9 protein-coding genes and 3 pseudogenes are annotated in these 15,206 nt (G+C 52.5%); 6 read left to right on the forward strand and 6 right to left on the reverse strand.

The features are described 5' to 3' along the window. Positions 1–210 precede the first annotated feature (210 nt). From HMPREF9141_RS12775 to HMPREF9141_RS04190, 6 genes and pseudogenes are all read right to left on the reverse strand, one after another. Positions 211–402, reverse strand: a pseudogene (locus HMPREF9141_RS12775) (RteC domain-containing protein); the annotation flags it as partial. Between the two features lie 85 nt (positions 403–487). Beyond that, positions 488–1,690: a hypothetical protein gene (locus HMPREF9141_RS13820; protein ID WP_007367248.1), complete on the reverse strand. Its 1,203-nt coding sequence runs from the start codon at positions 1,688–1,690 to the stop codon at positions 488–490. Positions 1,691–1,752: 62 nt separating this feature from the next. Beyond that, positions 1,753–3,216, reverse strand: a complete 1,464-nt coding sequence (locus tag HMPREF9141_RS04175; protein WP_007367249.1) for a hypothetical protein — start codon at positions 3,214–3,216, stop codon at positions 1,753–1,755. 324 nt (positions 3,217–3,540) lie between these two features. Continuing rightward, complete coding sequence (locus HMPREF9141_RS04180) at positions 3,541–5,046, reverse strand: coiled-coil domain-containing protein (RefSeq protein WP_007367251.1); 1,506 nt, start codon at positions 5,044–5,046, stop codon at positions 3,541–3,543. Positions 5,047–5,070: 24 nt separating this feature from the next. After that, positions 5,071–6,435 carry an OmpA family protein gene (locus tag HMPREF9141_RS04185; protein ID WP_040554244.1) on the reverse strand — a complete coding sequence of 455 codons (1,365 nt, stop codon included), beginning with the start codon at positions 6,433–6,435 and terminating at the stop codon, positions 5,071–5,073. A gap of 60 nt (positions 6,436–6,495) precedes the next feature. After that, a complete protein-coding gene (locus tag HMPREF9141_RS04190; RefSeq protein ID WP_007367253.1) occupies positions 6,496–6,768 on the reverse strand; it encodes a hypothetical protein in 273 nt (90 codons plus the stop codon). Positions 6,769–7,129: 361 nt separating this feature from the next. Between HMPREF9141_RS04190 and HMPREF9141_RS04195 the strand changes: the two genes are divergently transcribed. From HMPREF9141_RS04195 to HMPREF9141_RS12780, 6 genes and pseudogenes are all read left to right on the forward strand, one after another. Continuing rightward, complete coding sequence (locus tag HMPREF9141_RS04195) at positions 7,130–8,398, forward strand: ATP-binding protein (RefSeq protein ID WP_040554246.1); 1,269 nt, start codon at positions 7,130–7,132, stop codon at positions 8,396–8,398. A 34-nt stretch (positions 8,399–8,432) separates the two neighbouring features. Beyond that, entirely contained in the window at positions 8,433–11,297 is a 2,865-nt protein-coding gene (locus tag HMPREF9141_RS04200; protein ID WP_007367255.1) for a hybrid sensor histidine kinase/response regulator transcription factor, read from the forward strand. 543 nt (positions 11,298–11,840) lie between these two features. Beyond that, a complete protein-coding gene (locus HMPREF9141_RS12425) occupies positions 11,841–12,935 on the forward strand; it encodes a transposase (RefSeq protein ID WP_007367256.1) in 1,095 nt (364 codons plus the stop codon). Between the two features lie 807 nt (positions 12,936–13,742). Further along, positions 13,743–14,060, forward strand: a pseudogene (locus HMPREF9141_RS13825) (PorT family protein); the annotation flags it as partial. 88 nt (positions 14,061–14,148) lie between these two features. Then, complete coding sequence (locus HMPREF9141_RS04215; RefSeq protein WP_007367259.1) at positions 14,149–14,586, forward strand: hypothetical protein; 438 nt, start codon at positions 14,149–14,151, stop codon at positions 14,584–14,586. Between the two features lie 26 nt (positions 14,587–14,612). After that, positions 14,613–15,206 (forward strand): annotated as a pseudogene (locus tag HMPREF9141_RS12780) (RHS repeat-associated core domain-containing protein); the annotation flags it as partial.

A 15,206-nucleotide genomic window follows, 5' to 3' on the forward strand; every position in this document is an offset into this window, starting at 1 on the left:
TCCAGCTCAGGCTTTTCGGCTTTAGACATATCGATGTTCCTCACGTCAATCTTGTCACCTTTGACACGGGGACGGCCGGGCCTTCCCGTGGTTTTCCCGTCCCATGTGTAGAACAAGGCTGCGTCATGACGCAGGCGGCTCACAACATGGAATCCCATCTTCATTACCTTGTCGATGAAAGGCCTTTTGGAGAAGGCTGAGTCGGCGACTTTCCACGCCGAAGATGTCGGAAAAAGCGTCTGCAAGTTCCTCCACACCGATTTCTCCATTGTTGATACAGTCGCAGGTGTCAAGGGCATAGAGCAGTTCCACCAAATCCACGACCTTGCCTGTCCAGCGGAACTTCTTGGCAGGAGAGGCAAGGACGGATTTCGCTGTCGGCAGCAGCCCTTTGATACGCATGTCGAGGAGTTCCAGCTCGATGGCGGCGATGTCCGAAAGTTCTATTACAAATTAGCGCACTATGCCCACAGGGGCAAGGAAAAATCTATGGGCGGACAGGCCGAACCGAGAACCCGAGGTAGCGTCTGCTGTAGTTGTACTTGTCGTGTCTATCCGAATCGAAGTTGAGGTTGCAGGCGTAGTCGTTGTACCCTATGTAGAGCGACCTCGACCTGAAGTAGCCCCAGCTACCGGCATTGTTGAGTACGGAACCTTTGCGGTAGCCGGCGGCAGGCAGGAAGATGGAGTTGCCGTTCTTTTTGCTCTTCACTTCGTAGCCTTTCACGCCGTTTTGCGTGGTCCACGTCCAGGTGCAGTTGTCTCTCAGTTCCTGGATTTCGTAAAAGCTCGGCATGCGCCACGGCGAGCCGAGGTTGGCGATGGCGGCGTCGTCGGCCGCTTCGAGGGTGGTCTTGTTGTCGCCGATGAAGGTGCCGCCGGCGTCATACCAGATGCCCTCGGTCTGGCCGTCGGCGATAGTGTACTTGGTGATGTGCATCTCGTCGGACTGCCCCGCCTGCATCCACTTGTAGGTTGCCCAAGTGTATTCTGCTTTGGGCTCGGTCTCTCCCCAGGCGTAGTAGCTGCCGTAGTCGCTCGGCTTCGATGCGCCGAGGTTGCACTTGGCCCACTTCACGCTCAGGCCGAGGTCTACGTATTCTTCCGTGGAGCCTCCGCCGCCTCCGATTTCCGTCATCGTGCCGCTGTAGTTGGCGGTGAGGGTGTGCTCCTTACCGTCTTTGCCTTTTACGCGCCCGTTCTCGAGCTTGATATTGATGGTGCCCTCGGGCGAGCCGCTGACGGTGAGTGTGCCGGTGGTGAAGACGGGGAAGTCGCTATCGTCGGGGGCGGCATAAGTCTTGATGAGGCTGGTGCCGTCGGACTTATAGTACTCTACCACCCAATACCACCCGCCGTGCTTCTTTTCCTTTTTGGTCAGGTCGATGGGGCTGCCGGTGATGTGCTGGGCTTTGTTCAATTGTATTTCCACCTTTTCCTTACCGTCGGCCGAGAGGTTGAGGTAGAGGCTGTAGTCGCCATCGCCCTCGTCTTTGTACTCGGCCTTGAGGATGGGCTTCTCCTTGCCGTCTATGGTCACGGTCTGCGCCTTGAGCTCGGGCTTCGGGTCGGGTTTCGGCTCGTCGTTATCACTCGAGCAGGCGGTGAACGCCGCGCTCATCATCATCACTGTTGCTGCGAGGGCAAGCGTCCTGCCTGCCGCTTTCGCAAAGAAATTATTTCGTTTCATTATTGTTGAATGTTTTGCGATGTTGGTTGCCTTCCCGTCGCGAACGATTCGAAAGGCTTATATCACTGTTTTACATATACCGTCTGCAACCCCACGCCCTTATAGCGCATTGCCCCATACTTGCCGCCGCCCTGATAGTCCTGACAGAAGCTGTAGTCATGGGCTTCGAGCTTGCCCTTCTTGTTGCGGTAAACCACCCATGCCCGCACGGCGCGATCGGTCGGCACACTACCGTTGTAGTGAACCTTCCACGCTTCGTTGATGACCACCACGCGGAGTGCGCCCGGCACCTTCTGCCTGGCTATGCTCAGCACCTGTGCATTGAGCTGCTTGTCCATTGCGCCGGGCTTCAGATCCATTGTCGGGGGCTCGGGCGTCACCACTGCCGCATTGACTATCTCTGCGTACTCGGGCGTATTGTTGTAGCGGGTGTAAGACATCAGCTGACTGTTGAACTTGCCCTTGTTGCGTTTGTAGTCCTTGTGCTCTGTCAGTATGTGTTTGTACATCTCGTTGCCGGCAAGCATATACAGCACTTTCAGATGCGGCTCTTTCGAGGTTTCAACCATTTCATAGAAATCGTTCACTGTCGTGGCGATGAGGTTAATATCGACCGCCACGCACGCCACATCCCGCATCAGCACCTCGCGGTCGTACGGCGACACCCCGGCGGCATAGGGGAACATCAGGCCTGCCTTCGCGTCGGCCACTCCGGTATTGCCGCTTACCGCATACTCCCTCACCGCCGTTACGCGGGTGCTTTCGTAGGCAAGGAGCATGCCCAGTGCCCATACCGATGACTTGCAATTGGGGTCGGCAAAGAAGCGTGCCGCCATGGGATAGCGGAACAGTTCATCTACCTGCATGGCCAGTTTCTGTCCGTCGGCAGAAACGAGTTCCGGGTTCTTCGTTGCGTTGTAGCCCACGATGCCCAGTTTCTCATAGCCCTCATAGCCCATCGGGGCCGTGAGGAACATCTTGATCATATCGAGATAGTAGGCAAGAGGGTTAAAAAGCCGGTCTTTCCCAAGGGCGTAGAAGGTGGGATACTTGTAGTAGGGCTGCAGCGGGAAGAGCTTCGGGTCGAGGTGCTCGTAGGCGGCGTACATCTGCTTGTACGACTTCGAGTAACCGCTCGGCACACTCTCGTTGTTGGCAAACGGCTCGTGGGCCAGTGCCTCTTTCGAGGGCTCGAAGTTCTGCTTGTAGAGGTTGGTGAGCTTGCTGTAAGCACCGCTCTTGCTCAAGTTGCTCCCGTGGAGGTAAGGCATGTCTGCCGACGGCTGCCCGGTCAGCCTGGCTGTCATGTCAATGCCGGTGAGGTTGCCGACGGCATCGGCTGCCTTGTTCATGGCCTTGTTCACCGCCTTGTCCTTGGCTTCCGTGGCTTTCTCTTTTACCTTCTCTTTCACTGCGTCTTTGGCTTTCTTGAGAATGTTGCCAAACTGTGCTTGGGCGGGTGTGGCAAAGGTGAAAGCCAGCACCATGGCGGTTGTTGTTGCTATGATTCTGTTCAGTTTTACCATGATAGTATAATGCCCCCCCTGTTGAGTCTCTTTTCTGAGCAACGCCGTGTCGGAGGCTTGGGCGTTAGTGGCTGTTTGTTGTTTTTTGTTTCTTTCTCTGCCGTCTTGCCCTTGTTCGTCAGGGTAAGAATGGGGTTCTTGTCATCGGCATCGTTCCCGATGCCCTTCTTCAGTCTGTAATGTCTTGAATGTCTGTTTGTGATTCTGATTTATATAGTTAAGCGGCTGAGCGTTGTTCTTATATCTCCCTCCCGCCTCCGTGGACGGGAGGAAGAGGGTTTAATCGTCAGTTTATTGTGTCATGCCTGTGGGGGCGGGGCAAGCTTATGGATGGACGGGGCGAATCTGGAACCCATAGCAGCGGTCGTCGAAGCCCCAGTTTTGGTTGTTCGAATCGAAGAAGAGGTCGCGGGCGTTGACGCCGCCTGGCACATTGCTGAGCGAATTCGACCAGTAGTAGCCCTTTTTGCGGATATCTTGGGATTTGGAACCTTTGCGGTAGCCGGCGGCAGGCAGGAAGATGACGTTGCCGTTCGTGCCTTTCACCTCGTAGCCTTCTACGCCGTCCTTCTTCGTCCATTTCCAGGTGCATCCGCCGATCAGTTCATTGATTTCGTCCAAGGTCGGCATACGCCATGGCGAGCCGAGCTTGGCGGTGGCGACATCATCTTCCGGATCGAGGACGGTCTTGCCGTCTGTATTATACTTGGTAAAGTTGTTTTCCTTTCCCCACTTGTAGGTATCCCATGAGTAGCCGGCCTTAACCATTGTTTCGCCCCAGGCGTAGTAGTGGCCGTAGTCGCTCGGCTTCGATGCACCGAGGTTGCAGGTTGCCCATTTCACGCTCAGGCCGAGGTCTACATATTCCATCGTGGGCTGCGGTGTCGGGGGTGTTACCCCTCCGCCGCCGTTGCCAATCTTCTCCTTCAGTTCCTCAAGCTTCTGGATAATCTGCGCGAGGGCTGCGGCTGTATCGGCGTTGCCACTGTTCACGGCAGCGATGAGGCTGTTGATGGCGGCTGTCGTGTTGTTGATCGCCGTAACGATGTCGGCCTGCCCCGTGCCGAGCGCCTCAATCTGGGCCTTCATCGCATTAAGGGCGGCAACCACGGCGTCGAACTTGTCGCTGTAGTTCGGCATGGCCTTGATGGCGGCTTCGATGGCAGCGAGCTTGTCGCCGTAGTCTGGCAGGTTCTCGATGGCCGTCTGGATGGCAGCGAGTTGCGAGCTGTAGTCGGGCAGCGCCTTGATGGCGGCTTCGATGGCGCCGAGCTTTGCCTCGAGCGAGAGGGTCTGCGCCTTGATGGCCGCCTCGATGAGGGCGAGCTTGCTCTGGAGCGTGGTGTTCACGCTGTTGATGGCCTCGGCGATGGCTGCTATCTTCTCCTGCATGTCGCCTTGCAGGTTTTCGATGGCGGTGATGAGCTTGCCTGCCATCTCCTCCTGCCTGAGGGTCTGGTTCTTGATGGCGGTCTCCAAGAGGGTGAGCTTGCTCTCGAGAGTGAGGGTCTGCGCCTTCATCGCTGCCTCGATGGCTGTGAGCTTGGTCTCGAGCGTGGCGTTCACGGAGTTGAGCACGTCAATGATGGCCTGCAGCTTGGTCTGCTGGTCGGCGTTCATCTTGTCGATGGCCTCGGTGAGCTTCTTTATTGCTTCCTCGTTCTTCAGGAAGCCGTTGTTGATGGCCTCCACCACCTTGGTGAAGTCGTTGATGACCGATACGTTCATCGTGTAATTGATCTCGGGTGCGTCCTCCTGACACGAGGTGAGGAACGCGGGTGCTGCCAACAGCATGGCGATGGCAAGCAGAATGGATTTGATTCGTTTCATCTTACTATGATTTTAATGGGTTGTTTACTTTGTTGTTGCTTGCTTTTCCACCTTTATGGTTACCCTGCGCCCTTCGGCGGCAGGCTTGCCGTTGCGCTCGCCGATGGCTGTCTGCGGGTGCAGGTCGGCCCTGTCGAAGCCCTCCCTTACGAGTGCCTCTGCCACACGGGCCAGGCGACGCTCGGAGAGCTGCTGGTTGTAGCCGTCCGCACCCGGCGTACTGGCCTCGGCCACGAGGGTGAGTCTATGGCCGCGCACGCTGCGGGCAAAGGCTTTGAGGTGTTCGGCCTCCTCACGGCTCATGTAGGAGCTGTTGTGGGCAAACTGCACGAAGTGCGAGGGCTGCACCGTGGCGGGAGACTCTGCCTGTCTCTCTTCACAGTCGGTCAGGCGGCGTTGCAGTTCGGCCTGCTGCTGCTCTGCCCGTTGGCGGTCTGCCGCTTCGCGTTCGGCACGTGCCTTTTCCGTTGCCACGTCCCGTTGCAGGGCGTTCATGCGATCGTTGAGTGCGGAGAGTTCGCCCTCGTAGTAGGCTCGCTGCACCTTGGCACGGCTCGCCACGAAGTTGTAGCGTACGGTGGCAAGGGCGAAGATGAGGTTCTTCGGGGCGATGTCCTTGCGGTTCATCAGCCAGTCCGCCTCGCCTTTCAGTCCGACGGTGAAGCGGCGGCTCACGTCGGCCTCGATGTGGAGCGAGGCGGGAACGTAGAGCGTGTTGGACTTCTCGTGGCGGTTCGTCGTGCGCACGTTGCCCGTGACGGTTATCTCCGAGTCGTTGCCGATGGCCGTACCGTCGCCGATGGGCGCGGTCTGTCCGCCCTGCGTCTGCGTGTTGCTGATGTAGATGCCGTACTCGTTGCCCTTGGCAAAGGTGTAGCCTACGCCCGTGCCCAGCCAGATGTTCAGCCACTGCGCGCGGCGGCGGGGCCACAGCTCCATCAGGTTGAAGCCTGCGCCCAGCTTGGCGTTGTGGCAGTTCATCAGGTAGTTGCCATACACCTTGACGGGCATCGTCTTGGTGTCGAGCGTGGAGAAGCGCTGCTCACGGCGGTAGTGCGACCAGAGATACTCGGCACCCACACGCACCCACGGGCGGATGGTGAAGTCGATGCCGCCGCCCACGGCGGGCGACTGTTTGTAACTGCGTTTGGCATCGAGGTTCTGATACCACACGTCGCTTGCCCACGACAGTCCGCCCTGGGCATAGATGCTCCAGGTGCGGGTGCGCAGCTCGCTGTTTTGGTCTCGCGGCGGCTGTGTCCCGCCCCCGTCTGTGGCCTGCGCCTGCGCGCCGACGGTTACGGTTGCGGAGAACAGGACGCAGAGACCCACTCGTGCCCATCGGCCGCTGAGCGGCGGGATGAGCGGTTTCGTCCGTCTTTTGTTCATACTTGCTTGAATTAAATTAAAAGGATGGATGATATATATTGTCTTGCCCTGCATACCCTATTATAATAGGCTGGTTGTAAAGATACCCATGAGCCGTTGCCAGAAGGTTCGGCGGGGTGGCTTGCGGTCGGGAGGCTCTCGCCCCGTGCCCTCGGGCGGGGGATTCTCGGAATGAGGGTTGCCCTCGGTTTTCACTCCGCGGCGCTCGAACTCAAAGTCGATCATTTGGCGGACGGTATCGAGCAGCTGCATACGGTCTTCCGAGAACCGCTGTGCCTCGTCGGACTTCCGCCGTCGTTCTTCCGATTGTACTTTTCTTTCTGTTTGGTTCATAGCTCATCTGTTTTCCTGTTGCGAAATTAAAGATAAAACGATGGGAGGGGACTATGCTAATCGGACAAAAAACTATTCTAATCGGACATTCTGCACCTGCCCCAATTATTCTAATCGGACATTTCAGGCTTGTAACTCACTGATAATCATAAGAAACCCATGAATAGTTTTACATCTTTTAAGAGATGGGTACTTTGGGGCTCCGAGACAGGTCTTTTCGCATTTCATGGTTGGTTTCAGAGCAGAAGACAATGAGCCGATAAAAGAAATATTTGACGAATTATGGAAGTTTTCTCGGTATCGTATTGCGGATTATGGAACTTTTCGCTATCTTTGCAGGCAGTTAAAACATCATGATGACATGGATGCAAGAAGACTGATGACCGTCTTTTCCGACCAAAAGGAAGAATTGCCGGCACACGACCTGTCGCTGCTGTGCGACAGGATGGAGGAAGGGCAGCTCTCGCCGTCGAGCAACCTTGCCCAGATTGTGATAGGTGTGCGGAGAAGCGGAAAATCCACTCTGTGCGAGAAGTTCATACGGCAGCAGGGAGTGGAATTTGCCTACGCCAACTTCGACGACGACCGACTGACAGGGCTGGAAACCGCCGATTTCGACCGCGTGCTCGACGCCTTGTATCAGATATACGGCGATTTCAAGTATCTCTTCCTCGACGAGGTGCAGAACATCAAGGGCTGGCAGCTGTTTGTCAATCGGCTGCTTCGCCAGAAAGTGCACCTGTTCGTCACGGGATCCAACTCCAAGTTGCTGAGCAGCGAACTGACCACCCACCTGACGGGACGGCACAACAAGGTGGAGCTCTATCCGTTCTCCTTTGCCGAATATGCCACGATGCACGGCGTGGAGCTTCGATCCCTCTCTACCAAGTTTAAGGCCTTGCGCAAAAAAGCCCTGCATGAATACCTGACGGACGGCGGTTTTCCCGAACTGCTGAACGAGCAGAACAAACGGGGATACATAGAGGCGCTGCTCAATTCCATCATCAAGAACGACATTGTCCGGCGATTCCGCCTACGGCATGTGGAGGTGCTCCGGCGGATGGCAACCTACCTTGCCGACAATTTCTGTCAGGAGTTCGTGGCTACGGATCTTGCCCAGATGTTCGGCGTATCGAACCATACCATAGAAAACTACTATTCCTATCTGAAGGAAGCATTCCTGCTGCTGGGCGTTCCCAAGTTCTCCTACAAAAGCCGGGAACGCGTACGGAACGAAAAAGTGTATGTCGTGGACGTGGCCTTCGTGTCGGAGCGCAGCGGTACTTTCTCCACCGAGAACACGGGCTGGCGACTGGAGAATGTGGTTTATGTGGAACTGCTCCGCCGCTACCGCCCTGAATATGCCGACGTGTTCTACTACCGTGACAAGCAATGGGAGGTGGACTTCGTCATCGCCAAGGGCGGCAAGGTGGAACAACTGGTGCAGGTGTCCTACGACATCAGCGCGGAGAAAACTCTGAACCGTGAGATCAACGCCCTGCTGAAAGCCGCCACGAAATTCCACTGCGAGAACCTGCTGCTCATCAACTTCGATGAAGACCGTGAGGTGGAGAAGAACGGACATACCATCCGTATGGTTCCTGCCGCCGAATGGTTGACCCGACAATAAACACACTCATGAATAAATATAAAATGTTACGCTTATGCAGCACCACAAACGCGGTCTTAAAGCCTCCTTACAGCCTCTCAATGAGCCTTTTAGTGAAACGGGGGAGGGTAAAAACCTCCGTTTGATTTTAAGTGCGTTAGCGGCGCTTATTTCAATCTGTTTCCTGCTCGTTTCGTGCGGGAGGAAGCCTGTGTCATTCACCCCTGACGAACGAAAGGTGGCGGACAGCATCGTGCGCTCCACCCACGGCATCGATTCACTCGCCTCGCTGCAAAAGCGGTTGGAAAGCGAGGGCGACAGGCTCGGCAGCATCATCGCCCTGCGGGAATGGGGCAAGGTATTGCGCAACGAGAGCCGCTTCGAGGAAGCCCTGAACGTACACAGCAAGGGACAGCAGCAGGCGGAAGCCATCGGCGATACGCTTGAGTGGGTGCAGGCGCTGAACAACATCGGCACCGACTACCGGCGGATGGGCGTGCTCGACGTGGCGCAGGAATACCATTACCGGGCATGGACACTCAGCGAGGAATGCACCGACACCTCGTTCACCGCCAGGAAAAACCGGGCCATATCGCTCAACGGACTGGGCAACATCTACATGACACTGGGCAACTACGAGCGTGCCGACAGTGCGTTGCGCCTTGCATTGAAAGTCGAGCAGCAATTACATAGCGCATTGGGACAGGCTATCAACTACGCCAACCTCGGCTCCATCTTCGAGCATCACGGAGAGATAGACTCGGCGTGGGTGTATTACCGCAAATCTATGGCGCGAAACCAAGAGGCGGGCAGCACACTCGGCATATCGCTCTGCCACACTTACTTCGGCTCTCTCTACAAGGAGTCACGGCAATACGACAAGGCAACCGAGGAATACGAAACCGCCTACCGGCTGATGAAAGCCTCGAAGGACGAATGGCATGCCCTGAACTCGCTCATTGCCCTTGCGGACATCTATCACACCACCGGCAACGACGCAAAGGAGATGGAATATCTCGGCAAGGCAAAAACGATAGCCGAACGCATCAAGTCGCCGGAGCATCTGACGGAAATCCATACCTTATATTACAAGCACTATAAACGGACGGGCGACTACCGTACGGCCTTGTCCTCCTACGAGCAGGCTACCGTCCTGCAAGACAGTGTGCTGAACATGGAAAAGGTGAACCGCATACAGAACACGAGCCTGAACATCGAGCGCAGCCGGCAGGCGAGGGAAATGGGCGAGGCACGGCACAAGCTGGAACAGGAACGGACGACACGCTATGTCGGCTTTGCCATTCTGGGAGGTGTGTTGCTCATCTTGTCAGGAGTACTGGCAATCGTTCTTTATACCAACCGATTGCGCCGTCGCAGCCATCTGGCGTTGAAAAGACTGTCAGCCTTGCGCGAGAACTTCTTCACCAACATCACCCACGAGTTCCGTACGCCGCTCACCGTGATACTCGGGCTGAGCCACAACTTGCAAGAGAACGACACCGAAGAGGTGCGGGAGAACGCACGCACCATCGAGCGGCAAGGCAAGGGTCTGCTCACGCTCATCAACCAGCTTCTGGACATCTCGAAAATCAAGTCTTCCGTGGGCAATCCCGATTGGCACAATGGCAATATCACGGTGCATCTCACCATGATTATCGAGGCCTACCGCGACTATGCCCGCAGCCGCAACATAGACCTGTACTTCTTTGCCAAGGAGGTGGTGGAGATGGACTTTGTGCCCGACTATGTGAGCAAAGTAATGAACAATCTGCTCTCGAATGCCTTCAAGTTTACGCCCGAATACGGAAAGGTAAGTGTGTCGGTATGGCGTGAAGGCAACCGCCTGCTCTTGGATGTATCCGATACGGGAGAGGGTATGGACAGGGAGACGCTTTCCCATATCTTCGAGCCTTTCTATCAAGCAGAGACTGAGGTGCGAAACATCGGTACGGGCGTGGGGTTGGCGCTCGTCAAGCAGATTATAGATGCAGTAGAAGGCTCCATCACGGTAGAGAGCACAGTGGGAAAAGGCACCACATTCCATATCCATGTGCCGATTCACAATGACAGCAAGCGAAAGGTGGCCCATGAAATGATTGACAGCACCCCGCTCCTGCCCGAAAACGAGGCAACGCCTGCCGACAGTGAGAGTGAGGACAGCCGGTGCCGTCTGCTTGTCATTGAGGATAATCGCGACATTGCCGCCTATATCGGTTCGCTCTTTGCCGACCGCTATGACGTTTCCTATGCTTCCAACGGTAAGGAAGGAATGGAGATGGCGCTCGACCTGATGCCCGACCTCATCATCACCGACCTGATGATGCCCGGCATGGACGGTCTGGAAGTGTGCCGGCAAGTACGGGGAAACGAAATCATCAACCATATCCCTATCATCGTCGTTACGGCGAAGATCACGGAGGAAGAACGTATCAGGGGACTGGAGGCAGGGGCCGACGCCTATATTGTCAAGCCGTTCAACGCCGACGAGCTGCGCACAAGGGTGGAGAAGCTGCTCGACCGTCATCGCCTTCTGCGTGACAAGTTCAGCAATAGTACTGATACGGACAAGGAGCAGAAACTCACGGATGCAGAGCGACGCTTCCTTGCCAAGGCGGTGGATTTCATCTATCAGCTCTTGGACAAACGGCACTTGGAGGTGAACACGCTGGCAGAGAAACTCTGCATGAGCCCACGACAGCTGCACCGTAAACTCGTTGCCATTACAGGCGACTCCCCCGCCTCATACATGCTGAAGATAAAGATGCAGAAGGCACGAAACCTGCTGGAAACCAAACCCGGACTTACGATTGAGGACATCGCCGATCGTTGCGGTTTCGAGCATACGCCCAATTTCTATAGTGCTTTCAGGAAGATGTACGGCGTCACGCCTATGGATTATCGCAGGGGAATCGGCATTTGAGCCCACATAAGTCGTAGATAACAGCATTTTACATTAATGTGAGTTCGACGAATTTATCGGTTGTTTCATCTTGTGCGAAACCGCTTTCATACCCCATAAACAGGGTGTGCTTATACCCCACTCGTGGGGTACAGTATCCCCCCTTTCACAAACAATTATAATTCGTGTTACATTAAATACGATCTCCTACCGAACGGACATGTTCACACACATGTCCCATTCGGTATTTTCTTTTTTCAATAGTCCGTTAAAATTTCGCAGTTTATGAAGTTTTCACCCAAAAGCCAACAGAAATTGTGGCAGAAAGAAAACATGATAAGTCTCTGAAAAAAAGTAGATTAAATAACAATATATAACATAATAAAATCGGCTATCTCATTGAATTTCAGTAACTTTACAGATGTAAAAAGACAATAAAGTTTATGCTGATAACCAACTTGATTAGCCGATATATGAAGCTCTGCAAAGCAGCATTTAGTGCCGAAGATGGGGTAAAGTTAAGCAAAAGTATTCAAACAAACGTCATGGAAATGCTTTTTTTTGATGGTCATCCCAAGGAGATGCAATTTCACGCAGATGGGACGCTATGGCAATCGTGGCGAACAATGCTGTCGGCAGACGGCAGAGCGCAGCGTGAACTGGCTCGAAATGAACATGTGGCTGAGTGCTTTCGCCTTCAAGGAGGGTAAGGGTCGCAATGCCATTGTCATCGATCCAAGTTTCATAAAGAAGTCCGGGAAGCAGACCCCATACGTGGGTACGTTCTGGTCCGGCTGTGCAGGTGCGGTAAAGCACGGTCTTGAGATCCTCGGCATCGGGGTGATAGACGTGGACCTGCATGAGTGTATGATGCTCAAGGCTGTGCAGACCACATTGGAAAAAGGCGAGGAGAAAAAAGAGATGAGCCTGTACGACTGGTATGCCAAAGTATTGGAGGACGACAAGGTAAGGCTGCAGCGTATCTGCAAGGTGCTTGTCGCCGACTCAGCCTTCTCCAAGAGACCTTTCATCGACAGGGTAATGAAGATGGGGTTCCATGTTGTGAGCCGCCTGCGTCATGACGCAGCCTTGTTCTATACATGGGATGGGAAGCCCACGGGAAAGCCCGACCGTCCCCGTGTCAAAGGTGACAAGATTGACGTGAGGAACATCGATATGTCTAAAGTCGAAAAGCTTGAGCTGGAGGAGACTTCCGGCAAGGCTTATGCGCTCAAGGCATGGTGCAAGTCCTTGCACAGGGTCGTGTCGCTTGTCATCCACGAGTTGCCCAACGGTGTCCGCCGTCTGTACTTCGCTACGGATGAGAACATGAGCGGACGCGACGTGGTGGAGTACTACACCACACGGTTCCAAGAGGAGTTCTGCTTTCGCGACGCAAAGCAGTTCCTCGGCCTTACAGATTGTCAGGCACGCGACAAGAGAAAACTTGACTCTGCCTTCAACTCTTCATTCACGGCACTCAATGTGGCCAAGATCATGTGCAAGGAACCTGGCACGTCCATCGGTCGACTTAAAGCGCAGATGGTCAATGCCTACTATGCGCAACGAATTATTGACGTGTTCGAGAAAAACCCGAACACGCCTTTAAATAAAGAAAGTATTAATGAGATATTTAGTTTCGATGCTGAAGCAGCATAAAAATTAACGGAGTATTGCTACTTACGACCTACTTAAAATTATCTCACAAGGAAAAATGCTGCGGAATTGGGGTGTTGCGATATCCTCGGTATTATTTTGGTTCTTCCGTTAAATGCGTAGATGCTTTTCATATGGCTTTAACGGAAGAACCGAAGTGATTGATGAAACAAAAACATGGCCAAGACCGTCAACTGTCCATTCTGTCCTCCTCCTCCGATACAAAGACCTTTTCAATTTCAATACGTTGGAAACACAAACAAGATTCTGAAAAGTCATTACATAATCTCAAACAAATCATCTGCAAATAAAAAGAATACGTGCAAAAAACAGGTTTGTAACCGGCAGTCAATCAGTCGGTTATTAAGCCGTTTACAAAAGGTGCTTGATTGGACTTCAAAAGGGCGTTGGTAACACGCTAAAGGAGCACCTGTTGCAGGTCAATCAGGCATCTTTTAGAAGCTAGAAGAGCATGTGTCAGCTTTGAGTTGCATAAAAATGTTTACAAACACCGATGATATGGAAATAAATTGTGTGTAAAAGACGGAAAGACAGGCTGACGGACAGGCATCGTATCCATTTGTCTTTTCTGCCTTTTACCTTGTAGTTTGTTCTCCTTTGCAAGACCATCCGTTTTGGGAGAGTCATACTATGCAAGTACACAAGCCCTTTATTCTATTCCTATCTATCCATTTAACGGAAGAACCATTATTTTTACCGCAGGAAGTGTTAATTCCGTGCATTTCCGGTTCTGTTTCTTTTTTGTATTTTTGCCCTATCCTAACAATATAACCACAGTGTATGAGCATGATGAAGACAGTCTTGAAAGCAGCGATATTCTCAGTATTATTCCTTTCCGGGGGAAACCTGGCAGCGCAGGTTTCACCTGTCCGGCTGGGCGTCCGTCTGGGTGGCGGAATGTCTGTCAACACAGGAATGGATAAAATCCTTGTTCCTGAAGACTATTATTCCAATTACAGCTTCAAGGACAAGTGGCAGCTTACTCCGACTGTCGGAGTGTTCGCACAGTATCATGTCACCGGTTCCATCATTGGTGCTGAAGGCGGATTTAGCTATTGGCAGCAGGCATCACGGCTTGCCTATAATGACAATAAGGGGCTGGACTATTGCTATGATATATTAGAGAATTTATTGTACTTTTGCAAGTATAACCGTTGTAAACGTATGTTTGTAGTTTAATTTATTTAATTCAGTTATGAGGTATAAGATATTATCAATCTTTGCAATAGTTTTTATCTTCACTTGTTGTAATAGATATATTGACCATTTCAAGATAGAAGGGTATTGGCGTATTATTAAAGCTGATGATTCGTCTAAAGGAACAGTGATATGTATAAGTAAAAAGAAAGATGTTTATGTAGGGAGAATCTATAAAAAAAATGATAATAAATATGTCAAATTATTGGTTGATAGTAATGACGTTTTGTTCACTTCTATATACAAATTATCTAAAGTACAATATAAATTTGTAAAAACAAAAATAGGTGCTACGCTGCTATCAGATTATGGATTATCTACAGAACAAGAGTATTCTGCTATGACAGATAATGCTGATACTTTGAAGTTAATAAGAAAAGATAATTATACACATACCCCAGATATTATATTAGTGAGGTATAAGTATACCCTCTAGAGCCTTGACACAACAGGAATGGACGTATCATTGACACACTCGGCAACCACGATGTGCCACAGAGTTGGATTCAGACTCCACGCCCCAACACCACACCGAATACTAACCCTGGTCCACCTGTAAGCTGGAATGACCCGAGCAACCCTGATGACCCACAGGCTGGTTATGGTTATATTTCAAACGACACAACGAAAGAGGAAACCTTCTTCTATCACAGTGACCACCTCGGCTCAACGTCTTACATCACAGATGATAAAGCCAACATCACACAGTATGATGCTTACCTACCGTATGGTGAGCAGTTGGTTGACGAACATAGTAGCAGTGAAGAACTGCCATATAAGTTCAATGGCAAGCAGTTCGATGAGGAAACTGGCTTGTACTATTACGGTGCAAGGTACATGAATCCTGTAACAAGTATTTGGTATGGAGTGGATCCGTTGGCAGAGAAGTATACTGCGACGAGTGGATATGTGTGCACATTATCAAACCCTGTCCGCTTGATAGATATAGATGGACGCAAAAATCTCAACTTTGATGAAGATGGGCGATTTAAAGGTGTAACACATGATAACTGGTGGCATAATTTATGGTTTGGAACACGTGGAGTAAAATACAAA

The sequence above is a fragment of the Prevotella multiformis DSM 16608 genome, assembly GCF_000191065.1.
Taxonomy (GTDB): Bacteria; Bacteroidota; Bacteroidia; order Bacteroidales; family Bacteroidaceae; genus Prevotella; species Prevotella multiformis.

Coding starts and splice junctions, on each gene's coding strand:
- HMPREF9141_RS13820 (WP_007367248.1), bottom strand. CDS start 1,690: ATGAAACGAAATAATTTCTTTGCGAAAGCGGCAGGCAGGACGCTTGCC.
- HMPREF9141_RS04175 (WP_007367249.1), bottom strand. CDS start 3,216: ATGGTAAAACTGAACAGAATCATAGCAACAACAACCGCCATGGTGCTG.
- HMPREF9141_RS04180 (WP_007367251.1), bottom strand. CDS start 5,046: ATGAAACGAATCAAATCCATTCTGCTTGCCATCGCCATGCTGTTGGCA.
- HMPREF9141_RS04185 (WP_040554244.1), bottom strand. CDS start 6,435: ATGAACAAAAGACGGACGAAACCGCTCATCCCGCCGCTCAGCGGCCGA.
- HMPREF9141_RS04190 (WP_007367253.1), bottom strand. CDS start 6,768: ATGAACCAAACAGAAAGAAAAGTACAATCGGAAGAACGACGGCGGAAG.
- HMPREF9141_RS04195 (WP_040554246.1), top strand. CDS start 7,130: ATGGATGCAAGAAGACTGATGACCGTCTTTTCCGACCAAAAGGAAGAA.
- HMPREF9141_RS04200 (WP_007367255.1), top strand. CDS start 8,433: ATGCAGCACCACAAACGCGGTCTTAAAGCCTCCTTACAGCCTCTCAAT.
- HMPREF9141_RS12425 (WP_007367256.1), top strand. CDS start 11,841: ATGGTCATCCCAAGGAGATGCAATTTCACGCAGATGGGACGCTATGGC.
- HMPREF9141_RS04215 (WP_007367259.1), top strand. CDS start 14,149: ATGAGGTATAAGATATTATCAATCTTTGCAATAGTTTTTATCTTCACT.